We start from the raw sequence: 23,302 nt of genomic DNA, 5'->3' as shown, positions 1-23,302 counted from the left end.
TGCGGAAGCCTCGGCACACGCCAGGGGCGGCAGCAGGGTCAATAGCAGGAGAGTGCGCGGTATGCGCATGACAGCGCCTCGGGCTCAAATGAATTGAGTCGAGTGTAGACGGGGCAGGGGTGCGACGGGAAGTCGCAGGGCGGCGTTTCAGACACAATTGAAAACCCCCGGCGGGCCGGGGGTTTGGGGTATTACTCGTCGAGGAACGAACGCAGATGTTCGCTTCGCGTCGGGTGCCGCAGTTTACGCAGCGCCTTGGCTTCTATCTGACGAATCCGCTCGCGCGTGACATCGAATTGCTTACCCACCTCTTCAAGCGTGTGGTCGGTGTTCATGTCGATGCCGAAGCGCATACGCAGTACCTTTGCTTCGCGGGCGGTAAGGCCCGAGAGCACCTCGCGCGTGGCTTCCTTCAAGCTTTCCACCGTCGCCACATCGATAGGCGACTGCATGGTCGAGTCTTCGATGAAGTCGCCCAGATGGGAGTCTTCGTCGTCGCCGATCGGGGTTTCCATGGAGATCGGCTCTTTGGCGATCTTCAATACCTTGCGGATCTTGTCCTCAGGCATCTCCATGCGTTCACCCAGCTCTTCCGGGGTCGGTTCGCGACCCATTTCCTGCAACATCTGCCGGGAAATACGGTTGAGCTTGTTGATCGTTTCGATCATGTGCACCGGAATACGGATGGTGCGCGCCTGGTCGGCGATGGAGCGAGTGATCGCCTGACGAATCCACCAGGTAGCGTAGGTCGAAAACTTGTAGCCGCGACGGTATTCGAACTTGTCTACCGCCTTCATCAGGCCGATATTGCCTTCCTGGATCAGATCGAGGAATTGCAGGCCACGGTTGGTGTACTTCTTGGCGATCGAAATCACCAGGCGCAGGTTGGCCTCGACCATTTCCTTCTTGGCGCGACGAGCCTTGGCTTCACCGATCGACATGCGACGGTTGACGTCCTTGATCTCGGCGATGGTGAGCCCGGTTTCGGCTTCCAATGCGACCAGCTTCTGCTGGCAGCGCTGGATGTCGGCCTGCAGGCGACCAATGGCTTCGGCATACTTGCTCTTGCCCTTGGCCAGCGACTCGCTCCAGCCGGCGTCGATTTCGTTGCCCGGGAACTGGCGCAGGAAATCGGCACGTGGCATGCGGGCATCACGCACGCAGAGCTGCATGATGGCGCGTTCCTGCTGACGCAGACGGTCCAATGCACCGCGTACGCGCTCGACCAGGCCTTCGAACTGCTTGGGCACCAGCTTGATAGGCATGAACAGCTCGGCCAGGGCCAGCAATTCGGCGATGCCTTGCTTGCTGGCACGGCCATGCTTCTTCAGCGCCTTGCCGGTGAGCTCGAGCTGATCGGCCACGGCGCCGAAACGCTGTGCAGCGATGACCGGATCCGGGCCGCTCTCGGCCTCTTCCTCATCGTCACTCGCCTCGGCGGTTTCTTCCTCATCGTCGTCGGCCGGGGCAGCTGCCGGGGCTTTCGGATCGACAGGCGGCGGCACTTCGGCCGGTGGCGCAATGCCGTCGTCCGGGTCGATGTAGCCGCTGAGGACGTCGGACAGACGGCCGCCTTCGGTGGTGACGCGATCGTATTCGGAGAGGATGTGCTCGACCGTGCCGGGGAAGTGCGCGATTGCGCTCATCACCTCACGGATGCCCTCTTCGATCCGCTTGGCGATTTCAATTTCGCCTTCGCGGGTCAACAGCTCGACGGTGCCCATTTCGCGCATGTACATGCGCACCGGGTCCGTCGTGCGGCCGATATCGGTTTCCACAGCTGCCAGCGCAGCCGCTGCTTCTTCCGCAGCGGCCTCGTCGGTATCGGCTTCGGCCAACAAAAGGGCATCCGCATCCGGAGCACTCTCGAATACGTTGATCCCCATGTCGTTGATCATGCGGATGATGTCTTCCACCTGCTCCGGATCTGAAATATCCTCGGGCAGGTGGTCGTTGACCTCGGCGTAAGTCAGGTAACCCTGCTCACGACCACGGGTGATCAACTCTTTGATGCGAGACTGCTGTTGCGCTTTTCCGGACATAACACCCTATCCACTGAAGGTCTTGGCGGGCAAAAAACAAGCCGGGGATTATACCCGAGCCAGGACCTCACGCGCCAGTTGAGGTCGGGGTTTGTGCAAGAACATTGCGACTTAAGAGATCTCGCAGCTGATTTTTCTCCTCGATGCTCAAGTCTTCCTGACGGGCTTTCCTGAGCAAATGTTCGAGGCTGCGCTCGCGTTGGCGAGCGGACAAGCTAGTTATAGTGTCGAAAAACTGTTGTTCAAGGTTATCGGCATCGATCAGCCATTCTTTCTCTGCCAAGGCGCGTAAAAGTCGCCCTTGGTCGGTTCCGTGCCAGCGGGCGATCAATTGCAGCGAACGCAGCTTGGGGTTTTTCTGCAGGGCCTCGAGCAGCGCCACGAGCAGTTGGGCATAAATGTGCTGTTCGTCGGCGAAATGACTCGCATCTTCGACTTTCTCGGCAAGCTGCGGGTGATGCAGCAGTGTCCGTAATGCGCTGAGGGTCGGCGGCTCTACGGTGGTCGGGGTGCGGGGTGGCGGTCGCGGCTCGAAATCCCGCTTGCCCTTCTTGTCCCAAGGTTTGCCTTCCCATTTCTTCTTCTGGCCGCCGGGTTTGTCGGGCTGCCACTGTTGTTGCGGCTGCCATTCCTGTTGCGGCTGCCATTCATCGGCCTGCTGGCCGCTGTAGTCCGGCGTGTAGCCCGGTACCGCATCGTAGTTGATGTGCGGGTCGTAGACCGGTGGCGCCTGGCGCGGAGCGCTCTGCGCCAGGTTGTTCATCGCCTCGCCGGTGAGCCCGGTGATTTCGCTGAGCCGATTGCGCATCAGTGCCTTGAGGTTGGCCCCCGGCACTTTGTCGATCAGCGGCGCGGCGAGGGTCACCATGTGGGCCTTGCCTTCCAGCGAGCGCGGATCGGCTTCGTCGGTCAGTTGCTGGAAGAAATAGTCCGCCAGCGGTTGCGCATGCTGGTTGATCCGGGCACGGAAGGCATCGGTGCCTTCGCTGCGCACCAGAGTGTCCGGGTCTTCCCCTTCGGGCAGGAACAGGAATCGCGCCTTGCGTCCGTCCTGCAGGCTGGGCAGAGCCGCTTCCAGCGCGCGCCAGGCAGCGTTGCGGCCGGCCTGGTCGCCGTCGAAGCAAAACAGCACGCTGGGCACCACGCGAAACAGGCGTTTGAGGTGCTCCTCGCTGGTGGCTGTCCCCAAGGTAGCGACGGCGTTGCGCAGGCCTTGCTGGGCCAGGGCGATGACGTCCATGTAGCCCTCGACGACGATGATCTCGTCGAGGTTGCGATTGTGCTTGCGCGCTTCGTACAGGCCGTAAAGCTCCTGGCCCTTGTGAAACACCGGGGTTTCCGGGGAGTTCAGGTACTTGGGCTTGTCATCCCCCAGTACCCTGCCGCCAAAGGCAATGACCCGGCCGCGGCTGTCGCGGATCGGGAACATGACTCGGTCACGGAAGCGGTCATAGCGCTTGCCGGATTCGGCGTTTTCGATCAGCAGACCAGCGTCGATCATCGCGCGCTGCTGCAGGGTGTCGCTGCTCAGATGCTTGAAAAGATTGTCCCAGCCGGGCGGGGCGAAGCCCAGGCCGAAATCCCGGGCGATTTCCCCGGACAGCCCGCGGCCCTTGAGGTATTCCACTGCCGCCCTGCGGGTGGGATGGTTTTTCAGGGCCTGGCGATAATAGTCGGCTGCTGCGGTCAGTAACGGGTACAGCGGCGAATCGGTCGGCTGGCGCGGCTTGTTGCCGCCGCGACCTTCTTCGTGCGGCACTTCCATGCCGGCGGCCTTGGCCAGTTCCTCGACCGCCTGGGGGAAATCCAGGTTGTCGTGGTCCATGATGAACCCCAGCGCATTGCCGCCGGCGCCACAGCCGAAACAGTAATAAAACTGCTTGTCGGGGCTGACGCTGAACGAAGGGGTCTTTTCCTTGTGGAACGGGCAGCAAGCGGTGTAGTTCTTGCCGGCCTTTTTCATCGAGACGCGTGAAGTCACCACATCGACGATGTCGGTGCGATTGAGGAGGTCGTCGATAAAACCTTGGGGAATCAGCCCGGCCATGGCGTTCTCTTCATCAAGCGATAGGCTGAACAGAGTGTATCGGAAACGCTGCTACGTCCGATCAGCCGAGCTGTATCGAAGCGTGGTAAAGGCAGGAAATAGGCGTGCTCGTCGGTAGCCGGTAAAGGCTCGTCAGTAAAACGTGCACAATCTGGCAACAGAGCCAGGTCTGACGTTTGAGGCGTTACTGCGTGTAGCTGTTACTGCCGACAGCCCGGTTTGAGGCCGGGCCAGGCAGAAACTTTCGACGGTCGGCTGTAGATTAGTACAGACGAACGGCGCGGCGCTGTTCGCGCTGTACTTTCTTGGCGTGACGTTTGACAGCGGCTGCTGCCTTGCGCTTACGCTCGGAAGTCGGTTTTTCGTAAAATTCGCGGCTACGAACTTCAGCCAGTACACCGGCTTTTTCGCAGGAGCGCTTGAAACGACGCAGAGCTACGTCGAAGGGTTCGTTCTCTTTAACTTTGACGGCTGGCATCCAGAGCTACCTTCATTCATTACCGGGGTCAACGTTCCTGGGGGCAAAACATGCGCTCAAGGACGTCGGTTTTTAAGGGTTGCGGATGTTAACCCTTAGCTGCCCGGAATGCAAAGCCTCTGATCGAAAAGGACTGGTCGAGGGTACGAGCGGCGACTATCATGCGCGCCTTCGAATTCAGCCTACACAAGGCCACAACCCATGCTAGTACTGGGATTGGAAACATCCTGCGACGAAACTGGAGTCGCATTATACGACAGCGAGCGGGGTTTGCTGGCTGACGCATTATTCAGCCAGATCGATCTGCATCGCGCCTACGGCGGCGTCGTGCCGGAGCTGGCCTCCCGTGATCACGTCAAGCGCATGCTGCCCTTGATCCGTCAGGTCCTGGCCGAAGCGGATTGTGTTCCCACGGAGATTGACGCCATTGCCTACACCGCCGGCCCCGGCCTGGTGGGCGCGCTGCTGGTGGGGGCTTCCTGTGCTCAGGCACTGGCGTTCGCCTGGGGCATTCCGGCCCTGGGAGTGCATCATATGGAAGGTCATCTGCTGGCCCCGATGCTGGAGCCGCAACCGCCGCAGTTCCCGTTCGTCGCTTTGTTGGTTTCCGGGGGCCACACCCAGCTGGTACGGGTCGACGGGATTGGCCAGTACGAGCTGCTGGGGGAGACCCTCGACGATGCAGCGGGCGAGGCGTTCGACAAGACCGCGAAGATGATGGGGCTCAATTATCCCGGCGGGCCGGAAATCGCCCGCCTGGCGGCACAAGGCGTGGCCGGGCGGTTTACCTTCCCGCGGCCGATGACCGATCGGCCAGGGCTGGAATTCAGTTTCAGCGGTTTGAAAACCTCGGCCCTCAACACCTGGCAGCAACGCCAGATCGCCGGGGACGACAACGAGCAAACCCGCAGCGACATCGCGCTGGCCTTCCAGCAGGCGGTGGTGGACACTCTCACCATCAAATGCAAGCGCGCGCTCAAGCATGCCGGGCTCAAGCGCCTGGTCATCGCCGGCGGCGTGAGTGCCAACAAGGCATTGCGCGAGTCGCTGGAAACCATGCTGGCGGGGATCGGTGGCGAGGTATTTTATGCCCGCCCGCAATTCTGCACCGACAATGGCGCAATGATCGCTTACGCCGGTTGCCAGCGCTTGCAGGCCGGGCAGCATGAAAGCCTGGCGATCAGTGTGCAGGCCCGTTGGCCGATGGAGCAGCTCGCTGCTCTCTAGAAATGACGTTCGCGGCCGGCGAGCAGGTCTCGCAGATTGCTGCGGTGGCGCCAGACGATCAGGGCAGTGAGCACGCAGATCGGCAGGAGGGCCTGGGGCTCGCGCCAGGCCAGCAATGGCAGGGTCAGCGGCATGGCGATCAGGGCGGCGAGAGAACTGGTGCGGGTCAAGTAGAACGTCAGCAGCCAGGCCAGTACCGCGAGCAGTGCGGCGGGCGGGTAAAGGGCCAGCAGCATGCCCGCGGCGGTCGCGACGCCTTTGCCGCCTTTGAAGTGAAAGTACAGGGGGTACAGGTGGCCCACCACCGCGCACAGGCCGATCCATGCCTGGTCCTGCAGTCCGGCCCCCGCCCACCGGCTGATCAGGACCGGCAGCAGGCCCTTGCACAGATCGCCGAGCAAGGTGAGGATGGCGAGTTTTTTGCCGGCCAGGCGTAACATGTTGGTCGCGCCAGCGTTTCCCGACCCGCCAAGACGCGGATCGGGTCTACCGGTCAGGTGGCTGAGAACGATGGCGAAGGACAGTGAGCCCAGCAGGTAGGCAAGTAACGCCAGCAACCAAAACATGCTTACTATTCCGGGTAGGGACGCCCGATTCTAACGGCGCGTCGCGCCCTTGTCGTGCTGCGGAGTGAAGTGTTTGGACACAGTTTTCATCGAGGGTCTGGAGGTCGACACCGTGATCGGTGCCTACGATTGGGAGCGGGACATCGTTCAATGCCTGCGCCTGGACCTGAGTTTTGCCTGGGACAACCGCCCGGCCGCGGCCGGTGACGACCTGACCCTGGCGTTGGATTACGCCACGGTCTCTTCGCGTATCCAGGCTTTTGCCAGCGTCTCGAAGTTCGAGCTGGTGGAGACCTTCGCCGAGCGCTTGGCGCAGGTGCTGCTGACGGAGTTCAACATTCCCTGGCTACGCCTCAAAGTGACCAAGCCCGGCGCCGTCCCGGCCGCCAAGGGCGTGGGCGTGGAGATCGAGCGCGGATGTCGTTGACGCCAATCCTGCTCGGTCTGGGCAGCAATATCGACCGAGAAATCCACCTCTGTGCCGGGCTCGATGCCTTGAGCGGATTCCTGCATCACCTGCACTGCTCTCCCGTGTTCGAGAGTGCGCCGGTGGGGATCAAGAGTGGGCCGTTCTTCAATCTGGTGGTGGCGGCGCAAACCGATCTGCCGCTGCTGGAGCTGGACCGTCGGCTGAAAATCATTGAAGCCGACAATGGCCGATATGCACCGGGTCGACGGGGCTTGCCGTTGGACATCGACGTGCTGACCTACGGCGAGCACACCGGTAACGTCGATGGCCTGGAACTGCCGCGCGCCGAAATCCTGAAGAATGCCTTTGTCTTGTGGCCACTGTCGTTGATCGCACCGACGCAGATACATCGGGGGGTCGGGAAGACTTTTGCGACGTTGTGGGCCGAGGCACAGATTGATCAAGTGCTGGCGCCCGTTGCGTTCGAGTGGCGGGGGCGGGATCTCACGGCTTCGTTTGGCCTGTAGGAGCAAACTTGCTCGGGAAGCGGTTGCCGTCATACACCTGTTTCGGTAGCGGCGTCTGGTTTCCGAGCAAGCTCCGCCCTAGAGAGCGCTGGAAGTCTTGTACCGGGTCAGCGCCTGCAAGCGTTCGCGCTTCAACGCCTCCCCCAGCTCAGGCCCCTTGAAGCCCTGGTCCAACAGCGGTTGCACCGCTTGCTCCCGAGCCACCTTGGCTGCACCGCGCAGGTAATCGGCCTGTGGATACTGGCGATCCTCCAGCCCCAACCTGCCACGGGCATCCATTTCGCAGCACACGACAAACTCTTCAAAGCGCTGGGGCCGGCGGTAGACGTCGAAGCTTTGCAACAACTCCAGCAGCGTCGATGGCTTGAGTTCCAGCGCACGGTGTCCGTGGGTGTGGAACTGGCCCACCAGCAGGGCCAGTTCGGCGCAGTCCTTCGGCACCTTGAAACGCTGGTTGACCGCACCGATCAGTTTGAGGCCGCGATGTTCGTGGGCGATGTGCCGGGGCCATTCGCCGGGCGGCGTGGTGCCCTTGCCCAGGTCGTGCAGCAGGCAGGCCCAGCGTACTGTCAGCGGGTGGGCAAATCGGGCGGCCTGCTCCAGCACGCTCAGGGTATGCACGCCGCTGTCGATTTCCGGATGGTGGGCGGGCGGCTGTGGGACGCCGAACAGCGCGTCGACTTCCGGCATCAGCTGTTGCAGCGCCCCGCAGTCGCGAAGCACCTGAATGAACACCTGGGGCTGTGGCTCCAGCAGCGCGCGGGAGATTTCCTTCCAGCTGCGCTCAGGCGTGAGCGCCTGCAGTTCACCGGATTCGCTCAGCACCCGCATCAGCGCGAGGGTCTCGTCGGCCACGACAAAGCCCAGGCTGGCATAGCGCGCCGCGAACCGTGCGACGCGCAGCACCCGTAAAGGATCTTCGGCGAATGCCGGCGACACATGGCGCAGGACCTTGGCGTCCAGATCGTTCTGGCCGTGATAGGGATCGGTCAGTTGGCCGTGTTCATCTTCGGCCATGGCGTTGATGGTCAAGTCGCGCCGAATCAAATCCTGTTCCAGCGTCACTTGCGGGTCGGCATGAAAGACAAAACCGCCGTAGCCGCGCCCACTCTTGCGTTCGGTGCGGGCGAGGGCGTACTCCTCTTGGGTGTGTGGATGCAGGAACACCGGGAAGTCGCTGCCCACTGGCTTGTAGCCCAGTTCGGTCATCTGCTCGGCAGTGGCGCCGGTCACCACCCAATCGATATCACTGACCGGCAAGCCGAGAAGACGGTCACGGACGGCGCCGCCGACTTTGTAGATACGCATGAAAAAACCTCCGTTGGCTGCACAGGATAACCTGATGCTCGCGGCCCGCGGAGGTTTGGATCATTGCGTCAGAGGTGGACGACTGCCAGGTCCAGACGGCCATAGTCGCCATCACCGTGATCGCTGCGTGGCGGCACGTGATGGGTCTTCATGATCTGGTCGCCTTGCAGCGTTTCCAGATGAATGTCGAAACCCCACAGCCGGTGCAGATGCTTGAGCACTTCCTCGGTGGATTCGCCCAGTGGCTTGCGGTCATGTTGTTGATGGCGCAGGGTCAATGAACGGTCCCCGCGACGGTCGATGCTCCAGATCTGCACGTTGGGCTCGCGGTTGCCCAGGTTGTATTGGGCCGCCAGGGTTTCACGGATGATCCTGTATCCCGGCTCATCGTGAATGGCCGGCACGGTCAGGTCTTCACGCTGGTCGTCGTCCAGGATGCTGAACAGCTTCAGGTCGCGAATGACCTGAGGCGACAGGTACTGCAGGATGAAACTCTCGTCCTTGAAACTACTCATGGCAAACTTGATGGTAGAAAGCCAGTCACTGCCGGCAATTTCCGGGAACCAGCGGCGATCTTCCTCCGTAGGGTGCTCGCACATCCGGCGGATGTCACGGTACATGGCAAAGCCTAGTGCATAAGGGTTGATGCCGCTGTAATAGGGGCTGTCGAAACCCGGTTGGTAGACCACACTGGTATGGGACTGCAAGAACTCCATCATGAAGCCGTCGGTCACCAGGCCCTCGTCATACAGATCGTTCATCAGCGTGTAGTGCCAGAACGTTGCCCAACCCTCGTTCATCACTTGGGTCTGGCGCTGCGGGTAGAAGTACTGGGCGATCTTGCGCACGATGCGCACCACTTCACGCTGCCAGGGCTCGAGCAAGGGCGCGTGCTTCTCGATAAAGTAAAGAATGTTTTCCTGTGGTTCGGACGGGAAGCGCGCGCTGTCTTTCTCGCTGAACTTGTCCGCACTTTTGGGTATGGTACGCCACAGGTCATTGATCTGCCGCTGCATGTGCTCTTCGCGGTCCTTCTGCCGGCGCCGCTCTTCTTCGGCAGAGATCGGATAAGGCCGCTTGTAGCGGTCCACACCGTAGTTCATCAGCGCATGGCAGGAGTCGAGCAGATCTTCGACGGCGTCAATGCCGTGGCGCTCCTCGCATTGCATGATGTACTGCTTGGCGAACACCAGGTAATCGATGATCGAACTGGCATCGGTCCAGGTGCGAAACAGATAGTTACCTTTGAAAAAACTGTTGTGCCCATAACAGGCATGGGCAACCACCAGTGCCTGCATGCAGATGGTGTTTTCTTCCATCAGGTAGGCAATGCAGGGGTCGGAGTTGATCACGATCTCGTAGGCCAGGCCCATCTGGCCCCGGCTGTAGGATTTCTCGGTGCTCAGGAAGTGCTTGCCGTAGGACCAGTGGTGATAACCCAGCGGCATGCCCACCGAGGCATAGGCGTCCATCATCTGCTCGGCGGTGATCACTTCGATCTGATTGGGGTAGGTGTCCAGCGCATAGCGCTCGGCGATGCGACTGATTTCTCGATCGTAGGCCTGGATCAGCTCGAACGTCCATTCCGAGCCGGTGGATAACGGTTGGCGTTTCTGCTCTCTAGCGGTCATGACACTAACCTGCGCTGGAAGAGTTCACGAAAGACCGGATAGATATCCCCGGCCGACACCAGCTGCTGCTGGGCGAACGTATCGGCGAATGACTCACCGATGCGCTCATATTCAAACCACAAGGCCTGATGCTCCCGTGGCGTGATTTCGACGTAAGTGTAGTACTGCACGAACGGCATGATCTGCTTGACCAGAATCTCTCGGCAGATCGGCGAATCATCATTCCAGTTGTCGCCATCCGAGGCCTGGGCCGCATAGATGTTCCACTCGCTGGTGGGGTAGCGGGCAGACATGATTTCCTGCATCAGTTTCAAGGCGCTGGACACAATGGTGCCGCCGGTTTCCCGAGAATAGAAAAACTCTTCTTCGTCCACTTCACGTGCACTGGTGTGATGGCGGATGAACACGACTTCGATCTTGTCGTAGTTACGCTTTAGAAACAGATAGAGCAGGATGAAGAAGCGCTTGGCAATGTCCTTGGTGGCCTGGGTCATGGAGCCAGAAACGTCCATCAGGCAAAACATTACCGCCTTGGAGCTTGGGTTGGGGTGTTTGACCAGCAGGTTGTATTTGAGGTCGAAGGTGTCGAGGAACGGAACGCGGTGGATGCGGGCGCTGAGTTTTTCGATTTCGGCCTCAACGGCCTGGATATCGCCAAAGTTGTCGGGTTCATCGCGCTTGAGACGCACCAGCTCGGCTTTCATTTCCTTGAGGCGGGCACGGCTGCTGCCCGACAGTGCGATGCGCCGAGCATGGGCCGAGCGCAGGGTGCGGATGATGTTGATGCGTGAGGGATTGCCCTCGTTGCTGATCCCGGCGCGGACCGTCTTGAAGGTGTCGGTGCCGGTCAGGTTGCGTTTGACCAGATTCGGCAGCTCGAGGTCTTCGAACATGAACTCAAGGAACTCTTCCTGGGTGATCTGGAAGACGAACTCATCCATGCCTTCGCCGGAGTTGCCCGCCTTGCCAGGCCCCTTGCCTCCACCGCCGCCGCCTTGAGGGCGGGCGATATGTTCGCCGGCGGTGAACTCTTTGTTGCCGGGGTGGACCACGGTCTGCTTGCCGCCACGGCCATGGTGCAAGACCGGCTCGTCGAGATCGCGGCCGGGAATGCTGATCTGTTCGCCGTGCTCCATATCGGTGATGGAGCGGCGGCTGACCGCCTCTTCCACGGCTTTCTTGATGTGGTCGCGGTACCGCCGCAGGAAGCGCTGGCGGTTTACCGTGCTCTTGTTCTTGCCATTCAGGCGTCGGTCAATCACGTAACTCATAAGGGGCCCTCCGGGCAGCTTCAGGCTTTAGCTGCAAGCTACGAGTCAAAAGCTGTGGCTGGCGCACATCAGCACAACGCCAGGCCGGCAGAATGTCGAGCCTGGCGTACTGCACGTGCCCGCAGCGGTCAGCTTTGCAACTCAGCGCTGCTTCACTGGGACTTGCGGACCCTCAGGTACCACTCGGATAACAGTCGTACTTGCTTGTCGGTGTAACCTCGCTCGACCATGCGGCTGACAAAGTCGTTGTGCTTCTGTTGGTCTTCCTTGCTGGCCTTGGCATTGAAGCTGATGACGGGGAGCAGGTCTTCGGTGTTGGAGAACATTTTCTTCTCGATCACCACCCGCAGCTTCTCGTAGCTGAGCCAAGTCGGGTTCTTGCCGTTGTTGTTGGCACGGGCGCGCAGAACAAAGTTGACGATCTCGTTGCGGAAATCCTTCGGATTGCTGATACCGGCCGGTTTCTCGATTTTTTCCAGTTCTTCGTTGAGTGCCACGCGATTGAGGATCTCGCCGGTTTCCGGGTCGCGATACTCCTGGTCCTGAATCCAGAAATCGGCGTACAGCACGTAACGGTCGAAGATGTTTTGTCCGTACTCGCTGTAGGACTCCAGGTACGCGGTCTGGATCTCCTTGCCGATAAACTCGATGTAACGCGGTGCCAGATACTCCTTCAGGTAGCGCAGATAACGCTCGCGCACTTCGGCCGGGAATTGCTCCTGCTCGATTTGCTGCTCGAGGACATAGAGCAGGTGAACAGGGTTGGCGGCAATCTCGTGGGGGTCGAAGTTAAAGACCTTGGACAGGATCTTGAACGCAAAGCGCGTGGACAGGCCGTTCATGCCCTCGTCGACACCCGCGCTGTCGCGGTATTCGAGAATGGACTTGGCCTTGGGATCGGTATCCTTGAGATTTTCACCGTCGTACACGCGCATTTTGGAGTAGATGTTCGAGTTGTCCGGCTCCTTGAGCCGCGACAGCACGGTGAACTGGGCGAGCATCTTGAGGGTGTCGGGGGCGCAATGGGCCTTGGACAGGGAGCTGTTGAACAGCAGCTTGTCGTAGATCTTGATTTCGTCGCTGACCCGCAGGCAATACGGGACCTTGACGATGTAGATCCGGTCGATGAACGCCTCGTTGTTCTTGTTGTTGCGAAAGCTGTGCCATTCCGACTCGTTGGAGTGGGCCAGCAGAATACCGTTGAAAGGGATGGCGCCCAGCCCTTCAGTACTGTTGTAGTTGCCCTCTTGCGTCGCGGTCAGCAGGGGGTGCAGGACCTTGATCGGCGCCTTGAACATCTCGACGAATTCCATCATGCCCTGGTTGGCCCGGCACAATGCACCCGAGTAGCTGTAGGCGTCGGCGTCGTTCTGCGAATACTCCTCGAGCTTGCGGATGTCGACCTTGCCCACCAGTGCGGAGATGTCCTGGTTGTTCTCGTCGCCCGGTTCGGTCTTGGCCACGCCGATCTGGTTGAGAATCGACGGGTACAGTTTCACCACGCGGAACTGGCTGATGTCGCCCCCGAACTCAGACAGCCGCTTGGTCGCCCAGGGCGACATGATGGTATTGAGATAGCGTCGGGGGATCCCGAAATCTTCCTCGAGAATCGCGCCATCTTCCGTAGCGTTGAACAAGCCCAAGGGCGATTCAAACACGGGCGAACCCTTGATCGCGTAGAAGGGCACCTTCTCGATCAGGCTCTTGAGCTTTTCGGCAAGGGAGGACTTACCGCCGCCCACCGGACCCAGGAGGTACAGGATCTGTTTCTTTTCTTCCAGGCCCTGCGCCGCGTGCCTGAAGTAGGACACGATTTGATCGATGCAGTCTTCCATGCCGTGGAAGTCTTCGAATGCCGGGTACCGCCGGATCACCTTGTTGGAGAAAATCCGCGACAACCTCGAATTGGTCGACGTGTCGAGCAACTCCGGCTCACCGATGGCCATCAGGATCCGCTCAGCAGCCGAAGCGTAGGTGCTCCGGTCCTGTTTGCAGAGTTCGAGATACTCCTGCAACGACAGCTCTTCCTGACGAGTGGATTCGAAGCGTTGTTGGAAGTGGCTAAAAATACTCATGACGTCACCTCGCTCGATACGTGGAGCCGGCGTCGGGTCACTCAGTTTGATGCTGGCAGAAGCCGATAACCGACTTCTGTATACCCCCCAAACACCTTGAAATCGTTACCGATGACCCGCGCGCCGGTGTACCGGCTCTCCCCTGTTTTGGATGGCCTGAGCTTAAGAGTAGTTCGGAATCGGAGACTTCAAGGCGGAATGCGAAATTAGTTAAGCGCCGCGCGCGGCGCTTGGGGTCGTCAGCCCGCGTATCCTGCGGGGTAGACGCCCAAAAAAAATTGCTGAATTTATTGCGGGGCGCTTTGCGCTGTTTCATCTGGATAAGTGGTGCGCCACAACTCGAATCCGCCATCGAGGCTATAGACGTCGGAAAAGCCTTGGCCCACCAGGTAGGCGGCAGCGCTTTGGCTCGAATTGCCGTGGTAGCAGACCACGACCACGGGCTTGTCGAGGTCGGCCCCGGTGATGAAACTGTGCAGCGAATGATTATCGAGGTGCAGGGCGCCGGCGATGTGGCTGCTGGCGAAGGTCTGGGGGTCGCGGACATCGACCACGACCGCACCTTGCTCTCGCAGAGCCTGGGCTTGTGCGGGCGGGATGCGTTTGAATTCGGTCATGGAGCGCTCCTGGTGGCTGGCTGAAGCGTCATTCTAGCCGGGGGGACGCTGCGGTACTAATGTCGCCGGGCAGTTTTTGCGCGGCGGCCGCGTGGCCATCCTGGGTGCAGTCGCAGCCGAAGCGCTGTCCGGTGTCGATGTTCATCAAGGTCATGCGGTTGCCCCACACGCAGCCAGTGTCGAGGGCAAAGACGCCAGGCTCGTCACAGCGACCTTCAAGGGCTGCCCAGTGGCCAAAGATGATCTTCTGCTCACGGGTTTTACGCTCTTTGTAACTGAACCACGGAGCATAGCCGGGCGGCGCCGAGTCGGCGCCTTCCTTGCCCTTGAGGTCGAGCTTGCCATCGCGGGTGCAGAAGCGCATTCGGGTGAAGTAGTTAGTGATGGTGCGCAGCCGCGCAATGCCTTCCAGATCCTTGTCCCACTTGTTCGGCTCGTTCCCGTACATGCCTTCCAGAAAAGCCGGGTAAAGGTTGTCATCGCGCAGCACGGTTTCCACCTCCGCCGCCAGCCGTCCGGCCTTCTGGATGCTCCACTGCGGAGGAATGCCGGCATGCACCAGAGCGGTGTTGCGCTGTTCGTCGTAATGCAGCAACTTTTGCTGGCGCAACCACCTGAGCAGCAGGGGGGCGTCTGGAGCGTCGAGGATTTCGCGAAGAGTGTCGCCCTTTTTCAGGCGCTCCGGATTGGCGGCCGCTGCCAGCAGGTGCAGATCGTGATTGCCCAGCACACACGTCAAGGCATCGCGCATGGCATACAGATAGCGCAAGGTCGCCAAGGATTGCGGGCCGCGATTGACTAGATCACCCACCAGCCAGAGCTGATCTTTGCGCGCATCGAAAGCCACTTGATCCAACAGGCACTGCAAGGGCTCAAGGCAACCTTGCAGGTCACCGACCGCGTACACCGTCATCAGTGCAGGGCTCCGGGCACCGCCAGCCGGAAAGGCGCTATCACCGCATGAAAGCGTTGGCCATCATCGGCCAGCATCTCGTAGCTGCCCTGCATGTTGCCCACCTTGGTGGTCATCACCGTGCCGCTGCTGTAGGTGTGGCTCTGGCCGGCGGCGATCAGCGGCTGCTGCCCGACCACCCCTGCGCCGCGAACCTCCTCCACCTTGCCATCGCCATCGGTGATGACCCAGTGGCGCGAGAGCAGACGAGCCGGCACCTCACCGTTGTTCTGGACCGTAACCGTGTAGGCAAACGCAAAGCGCTGCTGCTCGGGCTGGGATTGCTCCGCCAGGAAGCGGGTGACGACGCTGACGTCGATCTGGTAACGAGAATCAGGCATGCAATGGGCCTTTCCAATACAAACGCAGGATAAAACCGGCACCGCCGATTTCATCAGTCTAGGACATGAGACCGCAACGCGTCCGGATCGATGCGCCTCCCGCCGAGCGAATGGGCGCAGCGAAGCGACCGGTTACTGATCCACCAGCTGATCCGCCAGGCGCACGAATGCGGCCAGGTCCAACTGCTCGGGACGCTTGCTGCCGTCCACGCCGGCGGCCTCGATGGCTTCGGCCGGCAACAGCGCCTTGAGCGTGTTGCGCAAGGTCTTGCGGCGTTGATTGAAGGCTTCGCGCACAACCCGTTCCAGAAGGCGGTGATCCTTGGCCGGGTAGGGCAGGACCTCGTGGGGCACCAGCCGTACAATGGCCGAGTCGACCTTGGGCGGCGGATTGAACGCGCCGGGTCCGACGTTGAACAGGTGCTCCACCTTGCAGTGGTACTGCACCATGATCGACAGGCGACCCCAATCGCCGCCGCCGGGTCCGGCGGCCAAACGCTCGACCACTTCCTTTTGCAGCATGAAATGCATGTCGCGAATCAGCGAAGCGTTCTGCAGCAGGTGGAAGATCAGCGGGGTGGAGATGTTGTAGGGCAGGTTGCCGACCACCCGCAGGCTGGCCGGGGCAGCATTCAGGCTGGTGAAATCGAACTTCAGGGCATCGCCCTGATGCAGGCTGAAGTTTTCGCGGTTGCCGAACTGGTGATTGAGAATCGGCACCAGGTCCTTGTCCAGCTCGACCACGTCCAGCTGTGCGCCGCTGTCCAGCAGGCCTTCGGTCAGGGCGCCCTGGCCTGGACCGATCTCCAGGACGCGTTCGCCCGCTCGCGCACGGATGGCACGCAGGATGCGATCGATCACGCCAGCATCGTGGAGGAAGTTCTGGCCAAAGCGCTTGCGCGCCCGGTGTTGGTATTGCTCACTCATGAATGGGTCTCGGCCATCTGGTAGGCGGTGTGCAGCGCGACTTGCAGGCTGCCGGTGTCGATCCGGCCGCTGCCGGCCAGGTCCAGGGCTGTGCCGTGATCAACCGAGGTGCGGATGATCGGCAAGCCGAGAGTGATGTTCACCGCCGCGCCAAAGCCCTTGTACTTGAGTACGGGGAGGCCCTGATCGTGGTACATCGCCAGCACTGCATCGCAGTGCTCCAGATATTTGGGGGTAAAAAGAGTATCGGCCGGTAGCGGTCCGCGAAGGTCCATGCCTTCGCCGCGCAGCCGTTCGAGGGTCGGTTCGATGATGTCCAGTTCTTCTCGGCCCAGATGACCGCTTTCGCCGGCATGGGGGTTGAGCCCGCAGACGAGGATGCGTGGCCGGGCCAGGCCGAACTTGTTTCGCAGGTCGCGGTGCAGAATGCGCGTGACCCGTTCCAGGCGCTCGGCGGTAATGGCATCGGCCACGTCACGCAACGGCAGATGGGTGGTGACCAGGGCAACTCGCAGATCCCCGGTGGCCAGCATCATCACCACTTGTTCGGTCTGGGTCAGCTCGGCGAGGAACTCGGTGTGGCCGGAAAAGGCGATGCCACCGTCGTTGATCACCCCTTTGTGAACCGGCGCGGTGATCATTGCCGCGAAACGCCCGTCCAGGCAGCCCTGGCCGGCGCGGGTCAACGTCTGCAAAACGAAATCGGCGTTGCGCTTGTCCAGTACGCCCGTCTGCACCGGTGCCCCCAGCGGCGTGTCCCACACATACAAAGCCCCGGCAGCGGCCGGGGCATCGGGCAGGGCGTCGGGGTCGACCAGTATCAGGTCGACGGCCACACCCAGCTGGGTGGCCCGCTCGGCGAGCAGGTCACGGCTGGTGATGGCAATCAGGGGGTAGGGCTGGGCCTGGGTGGCGAGCAGCAGGCATAGGTCTGGACCTATGCCCGCCGGCTCGCCGGGCGTCAACGCAAAACGGCGGGAGATCACTGCGCGGCCTGGTCGGCGCCAGGCAACTTGATTTCGACATAGGCTTCGTCACGGATCTGACGCAGCCAGTTCTGCAGTTCTTCGTCGTATTTGCGGTTGCGCAAGACCGTCATGGCCTGCTGCTCGCGGGCCTGCTCGGTGCTGTCGGTGGCGCGGCGTCCCAGGACTTCGAGGATGTGCCAGCCGTACTGGGTATGGAACGGCTTGGACACGGTGTCCACCGGCGTTTCGTTCATCACCTGGCGGAATTCGGGCACCAGGGAGCTCGGATCGACCCAGTTCAGGTCACCACCGTTGAGCGCGGAGCCCGGGTCTTCGGAGAAGCTCTTCGCCAGCTCGCCAAAATCCTCACCATTCTTGACCCGGTCGTACAGACGGTCAGCCAGAAGATGAGTCTCTTCGTCGCTGCGGATCTCGTTCGGCTTGATCAGGATATGACGCACGTGCACTTCATCGCGGGTGACGGTTTCGCCGCCGCGCTTCTCCAGCACTTTGAGGATGATGAAACCACCGGGCGTGCGCACCGGCTGGGTGATGTCACCCACGGCCAGGGTGCCGAGCAGTTTGTCGAACGGAGGTGGTAGCTGGGCTGCCTTGCGCCAGCCCATGTCGCCGCCTTCCAGGGCGTTGTCGCTGGTGGACTTGGCGATGGCCAGTTGGCCGAAGTCAGCGCCGGCCTTGAGCTGGTTGTAGAGGTCCATCGACTGCTTGGCTGCCGCCTGGATGGCTTCGGCGTTGGCATTCTCGGGTGTCGGCGTGAGGATGTTGGCCAGGTGGAATTCTTCGGAGAGCTGCATCTTGCCAAGGTCCGAGGCGAGGAAGTTCTTCACTTCCTGCTCCGATACCTGGATCCGTTCGGCCACACGGCGCGAACGGACGCGGCTGATGATCATCTCTCGACGCACCTGGTCACGGGCATCGTCATAAGACAGACCGTCGTGTGCCAACGCGGCGCGGAATTGATCCAGGTTCATGCCATTGCGCTGCGCAATGGTGCCCATGGCCTGGTTGAGGTCCTCGTCGGTGACCCGAATGCCGGAGCGCTCGCCGATCTGCAACTGCAGGTTTTCCAGGATCAGGCGATCCAGGACCTGCTGTTGCAGAACATCGGCGGGAGGCACCTCGGCCCCCCGCTTGGCGATCGTTTGCTGCACTTCGTGAATGCGCTGGTCGAGTTGGCTTTGCATGACTACATCGTTATCGACGATGGCGACGACCCGATCCAGTGGCTTGACCTCGGCATGTGCCGCAGTGCCCAGTAACAGCGCGCCCAGCAACAGCGGGCGCAGACGATCAATTAGCTTGGTCTTCACGTTCACGATAACCTTCAATGCCTTTGTCGAGGAAGCTATCAACCTTGGTGCCAACGATGCCACCCAGGCCTTTCAGCACGATTTGCAGGAACACGCCACGGTCGCCTTTTTCGTTTTCCGGCAGCAGCTGGCTGGTTTCGTCGTAGTCGACCCAGTAACGGGTGATCAGGCGCATCTTCCAGCAGCAGTTGTCGTATTCGAAACCACCGAACGCTTCCAGCGTACGTTGACGGTTGTAGTCGTATTCCCAGCGAGCGATAGCGTTCCACTTCGGAACCACCGGCCAGATGACCGAGAAGTCATGCTGCTGGATCTTGTAGTAGTCCTTGATATAACCAGGCTGACCCGGTGTGCCATAGTCACCACCGCCCACTTGCCACTTGCCGGTGGAAGCGTCGTAGTGAATCAGGTCGTTACGATAGCGATAACCGAAGTTGACCACTTTGTTCGGGTCGTTTGCTGGCTGGTAGTGGAACATCGCCGCGCCCGAACGGGTGCTGTCGGTGTCCGGGTCCCAGTTCAGGTTGCCGGTGAAGCGCCAGTCCTTGTTGAAGCGATATTCGTATTCCTGGGCGATCGGCGACTGGTTGGTCTGGGCATCCTTGCGAGTGTCGTAATCGATGCCAGGCAGCTGCACCTTGCGGTCGGCGAAGTAGATGGCTTGACCGATGCTGTAGCGCTGGCGTTCGAAACCGTTGTCCTGAATCCAGCGGCTGGTCACGCCCAGCGACAGCTTGTTCTCGTCGCCGACACGGTCGGACCCGGAGAAGCGGTTGTCGCGAAACAGCGAGGCGAAGTCGAAGGTGTTTTCCCCGGTATCGAAGACCGGAATGTCATTCTGATTGCGATACGGGACATACAGGTAGTAGGCCCGCGGTTCCAGGGTCTGGCGATAGTTGGTGCCGAACCAGTTGGTGTTGCGGTCGAAATACAGGCCGCTGTCGATGCTGGCGACAGGGATCGAGAGCGAAGGCGAGCTGTCGTAGCTCTGGCGGTAGCCCGCTTGCTGGTTCATGGCCGACAGCAGGTTTGCCTTGCCCTCTGAGTCGAGGTCCAGGTCGTACTGGGTATACACGTACTTCAGGCTTGGCTTGACGAAACCATAGGTCGACTGCATCGGCAGGCTGATGGTCGGCGATACGGAAAAGCGATTGCCATTGGCACGGGCCAGACCGAAGACATTATTGTCCAGGCGCGGGCTGACGTTGCCGTCTTCGTCGGTGTAGTTACCGGTGAGCAGATCACGCTGGAAGCGAACGGCCTCGGCCTTGTAGGCGAAGTTCAGACCGAATGGGTGTTCCGGCAACGCGCCGGTGAGCAGCAGTTGCGGCAGGCGATCGTAAGGCGTGGTGTCGGAGACGTTCGCCAGTTGGTACTTCTGCACGTTCAACATGGCATTGAAGGTGTCGCCACGATAGTTGACGACGCCCTGCTGGTTCACGTAGTCGGTGTTGCCGATACCCGACTCATTGGTGGACAGATCCTGAAAGTAGTACGGGTCGCTGATCTTGGTGTAGTCGACCCTGGTGCTGATGCGGTCCGACAAGCCACCTTGATGCTCCCAGTGGAGCATGTAGCGCTGATCTGTTGCATCGGACTGACCGTCACGCTCGTCGTCCTGGTCGTTCAGGTAGGCGGCGCCCAGTTGCCCTTCGCTGGAAGGCGTCAGGTAACGGAACTCGCCTTCCACCATCATGCCGCGCTTGGCCATGTAGCGTGGATATACCGTGGCGTCGTAGTTCGGCGCCAGGTTGAAGTAGTACGGCGTCATCAGGGTGAAGCCGGTGTCGCTGCCGGTGCCGAAGCTCGGCGGCAGGAAGCCGGATTGACGACGCTTGTCGATCGGGAAATAGATGTACGGCGTATACAGGATCGGAATGTCCTTGACCCGCAGCGTGGCGTTGGTCGCGGTACCGAAACCGGTAGCCGGGTTCAAGGTGATGTTGTTGCCCTTGATTTCCCAGGCGTTGCTGCTCGGTTCGCACGAGGTGTACGTACCGTCCTTGAGACGGATGATCGAGTTCTCGGCGCGCTTGGCATACAACGCACTGCCGCGGATGCCCTGCTGGTGCAGGACGTATTCGGCGTTGTCCACCTGGGCTTCGCCGGTGTCCATCTGCACGGTGGCGTGGTCGCCCACCAGCAATGCGCCGTTGTCGCGCAGCTTGACGTTGCCGGTGAGTTCGCCGTGGCTCTGGGCCTGGTTCAGGCTGGCCTCGTCGGCTTCGATTTGCATACTGCCCTGGCGCATGACGACGTCACCGGCCAGGGTCGCGACTTGCGAGTCCTGATCGTAACGCGAAGCCTTGGCGCCGATGAAGGTCGGCGAGTCTTTCTTCGACGTCTTGTCGTTCATGCCCGGGCGGGTCGGCTCGATGTAGGAGCCGGCGCAATACGGGCCAGCCTCGGCCAGTTGCGCCGGGGTGAGCTTGTCACGCGGGACCCAGTCCAGGTGGCTGTAGTCGGTGCTGCGCGACCTCAGTCCGCGGCCTTTGGCCTCGGTCACCTGTTTGGGCTTGGCGTCTGCGTCGGCCACGGCGGCGCCGGGAGCTGCCGAGGCAGGGTCCTCGCGCACGGGACGCGGCGGCAGATTTCCGACTTCGGCGCGGGGTTTGCAGTCCCAGGCTCCCGCAGCGGAAACAGAACAGTCATACTGTTCGGCGGCATATACCATGGGTGTGGCCAGAGGTTGCATGGCCAGCAAACCGCCTGTGACCAGCAACGGAAATTTTTTACGAAACGCGGGGGATTTCAATGCCATCTTATTAGTCCGGGCTTCCTGCGTGCCATCTGCCCGCGGGGGGGCCGCACGCCTCTCGATGGTCTGAAAAAGATTCCGGATAATAAAGCATGACCCGCTTGGCGGCTAGCGCCGTCGGAGACCCTTGCAATGCCCGATCAAGATGTACGTCTGCAACAGCTCGAAACTTGGCTTGAACAACAGCTGACAAAACTTTTTGCCGCTCACGGCTTGGGCGCGATACCCCCGGCCACGCTGGTCGCGGCCAGTAGCGATGCGAGTTTCCGGCGGTATTTTCGCTGGCAGGCCGAGGGTCGCAGTTTTATTGTCATGGACGCGCCGCCGCCACATGAAAACTGCCGGCCGTTCGTGGAAATCGCCGCATTGCTGAAAAAATCCGCCATTCACGTGCCGGAAATTCTCGCTGAAGACCTCGATCGCGGCTTCCTTTTGCTCAGCGATCTGGGTGCCCAGACCTACCTGGATATCATCACCCCGGACAACGCCGACACGCTGTTCGCCGATGCCATGGAGGCGCTGCTGGCTTACCAGCAGTTGGCCATGGACGCACCGCTGCCCAGCTACGATGTGGCGCTGCTACGTCGCGAGCTGCAGTTGTTTCCCGAATGGTATGTTGCGCGCGAGCTGAAACTGACCCTCGACAGCGAGCAGCAGGCCCGCTGGGAGCGGGTCAGCGAGCAATTGATCGACAGCGCCCTGGCCCAGCCCAAGGTGCTGGTGCACCGGGATTTCATGCCGCGCAACCTCATGCAGAGCGCGCCCAATCCAGGTGTTCTGGACTTTCAGGACGCGGTGTATGGCCCTGTGACCTACGACATTACCTGCCTGTTCAAGGACGCGTTCCTGAGCTGGCCGCAAGCCCGGGTCGAAGCCTGGTTGCGCCGTTACTGGGAACTGGCAGCGGCCCGGGGCATCCCAGTCCAGGAGCGCTTCGAGGAATTTCATCGCGCCAGTGACCTGATGGGTGTGCAGCGGCACCTCAAAGTGATCGGTATTTTTGCCCGCATCTGCCATCGCGACGGTAAACCTCGTTACCTGGCCGACGTGCCGCGCTTCTTTACTTATATAGAAGAAGTGCTGGCGCGCCGTCCGGAACTGGCGGAGCTGGGCCAACTGATCGATGAGCTGCACACGGCGGCCGGAGTCTCTCGATGAAAGCAATGATTCTCGCGGCCGGCAAGGGGGAGCGCATGCGCCCGCTGACGCTGCACACGCCCAAACCCATGCTGCCGGTGGGCGGTTCGCCGCTGATTGAATACCACCTTCGAGCGCTGGCGGCCGCAGGCTTCCACGAGGTGGTGATCAACCACGCCTGGCTGGGTCGGCAGATTGAGGATGGCCTGGGTGACGGGTCGCGCTTTGGCCTGCACATCCAGTATTCCGCCGAGGGCGAGCCGCTGGAAACCGCGGGGGGAATTCTCAAGGCACTGCCTTTGCTGGGCGCCGAGCCATTTGTGCTGGTCAATGGCGACGTCTGGACCGACTACGATTTTGCTGCCCTGCGCGTGCCCCTCAGGGGCCTGGCGCACCTGGTGCTGGTGGATAATCCTGAGCATCACCCGGCCGGGGATTTCTCTCTGGTCGAAGGCCAGGTGCGCGATGTGCCTCACCTTGATCCGCGCCTGACTTACGCCGGTCTGGCCGTGCTCACCCCGGAACTGTTCCACGGCTGCACGCCAGGGGTGCACAAACTTGCGCCGCTGTACCGCAATGCCATGGCTTTGGGGCAGGTCAGCGGCGAGCATTATCGCGGCCGTTGGGTTGACGTGGGCACCCACGAACGCCTGGCGGAGGCCGAACGCCTGCTCAAGGACAACGCCTGAG

Annotated in this window: 20 protein-coding genes; 5 read left to right on the top strand and 15 right to left on the bottom strand. The window is 60.9% G+C overall.

The window, feature by feature from the left end; all coding sequences use genetic code 11:
- Positions 1–191: 191 nt before the first annotated feature.
- The 3 genes from rpoD to rpsU form a co-directional block, all read right to left on the bottom strand.
- On the bottom strand, positions 192–2,042 hold the full coding sequence (gene rpoD, locus HB675_RS24485; RefSeq protein WP_213881741.1) for an RNA polymerase sigma factor RpoD: 1,851 nt from the start codon (positions 2,040–2,042) through the stop codon (positions 192–194).
- A gap of 67 nt (positions 2,043–2,109) precedes the next feature.
- Positions 2,110–4,089 (bottom strand): DNA primase, encoded by a 1,980-nt coding sequence (gene dnaG / locus HB675_RS24480; protein ID WP_213881740.1) that lies wholly within the window; start codon positions 4,087–4,089, stop codon positions 2,110–2,112.
- A 262-nt stretch (positions 4,090–4,351) separates the two neighbouring features.
- Positions 4,352–4,567, bottom strand: coding sequence for a 30S ribosomal protein S21 (gene rpsU / locus HB675_RS24475; protein WP_002551877.1), 216 nt, complete (start codon positions 4,565–4,567; stop codon positions 4,352–4,354).
- Between the two features lie 201 nt (positions 4,568–4,768).
- Here rpsU and tsaD point away from each other — a divergent pair, with 201 nt between their 5' ends.
- Positions 4,769–5,794: a tRNA (adenosine(37)-N6)-threonylcarbamoyltransferase complex transferase subunit TsaD gene (gene tsaD, locus HB675_RS24470; protein WP_213881739.1), complete on the top strand. Its 1,026-nt coding sequence runs from the start codon at positions 4,769–4,771 to the stop codon at positions 5,792–5,794.
- On the opposite strand, the gene plsY is transcribed toward tsaD, so the two are convergent.
- On the bottom strand, positions 5,791–6,360 hold the full coding sequence (plsY, locus tag HB675_RS24465; RefSeq protein ID WP_213881738.1) for a glycerol-3-phosphate 1-O-acyltransferase PlsY: 570 nt from the start codon (positions 6,358–6,360) through the stop codon (positions 5,791–5,793). The two genes, tsaD and plsY, sit on opposite strands and share 4 nt — an antisense overlap.
- Positions 6,361–6,433: 73 nt before the next feature.
- On the opposite strand from plsY, the gene folB reads away from it, so the two are divergent.
- Positions 6,434–6,787 (top strand): dihydroneopterin aldolase, encoded by a 354-nt coding sequence (folB, locus tag HB675_RS24460; RefSeq protein ID WP_213881737.1) that lies wholly within the window; start codon positions 6,434–6,436, stop codon positions 6,785–6,787.
- Positions 6,778–7,296: a 2-amino-4-hydroxy-6-hydroxymethyldihydropteridine diphosphokinase gene (gene folK, locus HB675_RS24455; protein ID WP_213881736.1), complete on the top strand. Its 519-nt coding sequence runs from the start codon at positions 6,778–6,780 to the stop codon at positions 7,294–7,296. Before folB ends, folK begins: the two co-directional genes overlap by 10 nt.
- A gap of 78 nt (positions 7,297–7,374) precedes the next feature.
- Here folK and HB675_RS24450 read toward each other — a convergent pair whose 3' ends face one another.
- From HB675_RS24450 to HB675_RS24400, 11 genes are all read right to left on the bottom strand, one after another.
- Positions 7,375–8,604, bottom strand: a complete 1,230-nt coding sequence (locus tag HB675_RS24450; protein ID WP_213881735.1) for a multifunctional CCA addition/repair protein — start codon at positions 8,602–8,604, stop codon at positions 7,375–7,377.
- A gap of 68 nt (positions 8,605–8,672) precedes the next feature.
- On the bottom strand, positions 8,673–10,235 hold the full coding sequence (locus HB675_RS24445; RefSeq protein ID WP_213881734.1) for a SpoVR family protein: 1,563 nt from the start codon (positions 10,233–10,235) through the stop codon (positions 8,673–8,675).
- Positions 10,232–11,506 carry a YeaH/YhbH family protein gene (locus HB675_RS24440; RefSeq protein WP_213881733.1) on the bottom strand — a complete coding sequence of 425 codons (1,275 nt, stop codon included), beginning with the start codon at positions 11,504–11,506 and terminating at the stop codon, positions 10,232–10,234. The genes HB675_RS24445 and HB675_RS24440 overlap by 4 nt, the downstream gene beginning before the upstream one ends.
- A gap of 152 nt (positions 11,507–11,658) precedes the next feature.
- Entirely contained in the window at positions 11,659–13,581 is a 1,923-nt protein-coding gene (locus HB675_RS24435) for a PrkA family serine protein kinase (RefSeq protein ID WP_213881732.1), read from the bottom strand.
- 287 nt (positions 13,582–13,868) lie between these two features.
- Positions 13,869–14,198, bottom strand: coding sequence for a thiosulfate sulfurtransferase GlpE (gene glpE, locus HB675_RS24430; RefSeq protein WP_213881731.1), 330 nt, complete (start codon positions 14,196–14,198; stop codon positions 13,869–13,871).
- Between the two features lie 28 nt (positions 14,199–14,226).
- Positions 14,227–15,111, bottom strand: a complete 885-nt coding sequence (locus tag HB675_RS24425) for a symmetrical bis(5'-nucleosyl)-tetraphosphatase (protein WP_213881730.1) — start codon at positions 15,109–15,111, stop codon at positions 14,227–14,229.
- Positions 15,111–15,491: a Co2+/Mg2+ efflux protein ApaG gene (gene apaG / locus HB675_RS24420; protein WP_213881729.1), complete on the bottom strand. Its 381-nt coding sequence runs from the start codon at positions 15,489–15,491 to the stop codon at positions 15,111–15,113. The genes HB675_RS24425 and apaG overlap by 1 nt, the downstream gene beginning before the upstream one ends.
- A 132-nt stretch (positions 15,492–15,623) precedes the next feature.
- The gene (gene rsmA, locus HB675_RS24415) at positions 15,624–16,418 is read right to left on the bottom strand and encodes a 16S rRNA (adenine(1518)-N(6)/adenine(1519)-N(6))-dimethyltransferase RsmA (protein ID WP_213881728.1); all 795 of its coding nucleotides are present in this window, start codon (positions 16,416–16,418) and stop codon (positions 15,624–15,626) included.
- Positions 16,415–17,401, bottom strand: coding sequence for a 4-hydroxythreonine-4-phosphate dehydrogenase PdxA (gene pdxA / locus HB675_RS24410; RefSeq protein WP_213881748.1), 987 nt, complete (start codon positions 17,399–17,401; stop codon positions 16,415–16,417). The genes rsmA and pdxA overlap by 4 nt, the downstream gene beginning before the upstream one ends.
- Positions 17,401–18,717 carry a peptidylprolyl isomerase gene (locus HB675_RS24405; protein ID WP_213881727.1) on the bottom strand — a complete coding sequence of 439 codons (1,317 nt, stop codon included), beginning with the start codon at positions 18,715–18,717 and terminating at the stop codon, positions 17,401–17,403. Before HB675_RS24405 ends, pdxA begins: the two co-directional genes overlap by 1 nt.
- Positions 18,698–21,478, bottom strand: coding sequence for an LPS-assembly protein LptD (locus HB675_RS24400; RefSeq protein ID WP_213881726.1), 2,781 nt, complete (start codon positions 21,476–21,478; stop codon positions 18,698–18,700). Before HB675_RS24400 ends, HB675_RS24405 begins: the two co-directional genes overlap by 20 nt.
- Before the next feature lie 129 nt (positions 21,479–21,607).
- On the opposite strand from HB675_RS24400, the gene HB675_RS24395 reads away from it, so the two are divergent.
- Both HB675_RS24395 and murU read left to right on the top strand, forming a co-directional pair.
- On the top strand, positions 21,608–22,633 hold the full coding sequence (locus HB675_RS24395) for a phosphotransferase (RefSeq protein WP_213881725.1): 1,026 nt from the start codon (positions 21,608–21,610) through the stop codon (positions 22,631–22,633).
- Positions 22,630–23,301: an N-acetylmuramate alpha-1-phosphate uridylyltransferase MurU gene (gene murU / locus HB675_RS24390; protein ID WP_213881724.1), complete on the top strand. Its 672-nt coding sequence runs from the start codon at positions 22,630–22,632 to the stop codon at positions 23,299–23,301. The genes HB675_RS24395 and murU overlap by 4 nt, the downstream gene beginning before the upstream one ends.
- Position 23,302 lies beyond the last annotated feature (1 nt).

The sequence above is a fragment of the Pseudomonas sp. dw_358 genome, assembly GCF_018449655.1.
Classification (GTDB): Bacteria; Pseudomonadota; Gammaproteobacteria; order Pseudomonadales; family Pseudomonadaceae; genus Aquipseudomonas.
Note: the sequence above shows the minus strand (reverse complement) of the source record. Positions and strands in the feature narration are given on the sequence as shown.

What these genes read in the sequence shown, in the direction of transcription:
- rpoD (WP_213881741.1), bottom strand. Translation starts at nt 2,042, where the DNA reads ATGTCCGGAAAAGCGCAACAGCAGTCTCGCATCAAAGAGTTGATCACC.
- dnaG (WP_213881740.1), bottom strand. Translation starts at nt 4,089, where the DNA reads ATGGCCGGGCTGATTCCCCAAGGTTTTATCGACGACCTCCTCAATCGC.
- rpsU (WP_002551877.1), bottom strand. Translation starts at nt 4,567, where the DNA reads ATGCCAGCCGTCAAAGTTAAAGAGAACGAACCCTTCGACGTAGCTCTG.
- tsaD (WP_213881739.1), top strand. Translation starts at nt 4,769, where the DNA reads ATGCTAGTACTGGGATTGGAAACATCCTGCGACGAAACTGGAGTCGCA.
- plsY (WP_213881738.1), bottom strand. Translation starts at nt 6,360, where the DNA reads ATGTTTTGGTTGCTGGCGTTACTTGCCTACCTGCTGGGCTCACTGTCC.
- folK (WP_213881736.1), top strand. Translation starts at nt 6,778, where the DNA reads ATGTCGTTGACGCCAATCCTGCTCGGTCTGGGCAGCAATATCGACCGA.
- HB675_RS24450 (WP_213881735.1), bottom strand. Translation starts at nt 8,604, where the DNA reads ATGCGTATCTACAAAGTCGGCGGCGCCGTCCGTGACCGTCTTCTCGGC.
- HB675_RS24445 (WP_213881734.1), bottom strand. Translation starts at nt 10,235, where the DNA reads ATGACCGCTAGAGAGCAGAAACGCCAACCGTTATCCACCGGCTCGGAA.
- HB675_RS24440 (WP_213881733.1), bottom strand. Translation starts at nt 11,506, where the DNA reads ATGAGTTACGTGATTGACCGACGCCTGAATGGCAAGAACAAGAGCACG.
- HB675_RS24435 (WP_213881732.1), bottom strand. Translation starts at nt 13,581, where the DNA reads ATGAGTATTTTTAGCCACTTCCAACAACGCTTCGAATCCACTCGTCAG.
- glpE (WP_213881731.1), bottom strand. Translation starts at nt 14,198, where the DNA reads ATGACCGAATTCAAACGCATCCCGCCCGCACAAGCCCAGGCTCTGCGA.
- HB675_RS24425 (WP_213881730.1), bottom strand. Translation starts at nt 15,111, where the DNA reads ATGACGGTGTACGCGGTCGGTGACCTGCAAGGTTGCCTTGAGCCCTTG.
- apaG (WP_213881729.1), bottom strand. Translation starts at nt 15,491, where the DNA reads ATGCCTGATTCTCGTTACCAGATCGACGTCAGCGTCGTCACCCGCTTC.
- rsmA (WP_213881728.1), bottom strand. Translation starts at nt 16,418, where the DNA reads ATGAGTGAGCAATACCAACACCGGGCGCGCAAGCGCTTTGGCCAGAAC.
- HB675_RS24400 (WP_213881726.1), bottom strand. Translation starts at nt 21,478, where the DNA reads ATGGCATTGAAATCCCCCGCGTTTCGTAAAAAATTTCCGTTGCTGGTC.
- HB675_RS24395 (WP_213881725.1), top strand. Translation starts at nt 21,608, where the DNA reads ATGCCCGATCAAGATGTACGTCTGCAACAGCTCGAAACTTGGCTTGAA.
- murU (WP_213881724.1), top strand. Translation starts at nt 22,630, where the DNA reads ATGAAAGCAATGATTCTCGCGGCCGGCAAGGGGGAGCGCATGCGCCCG.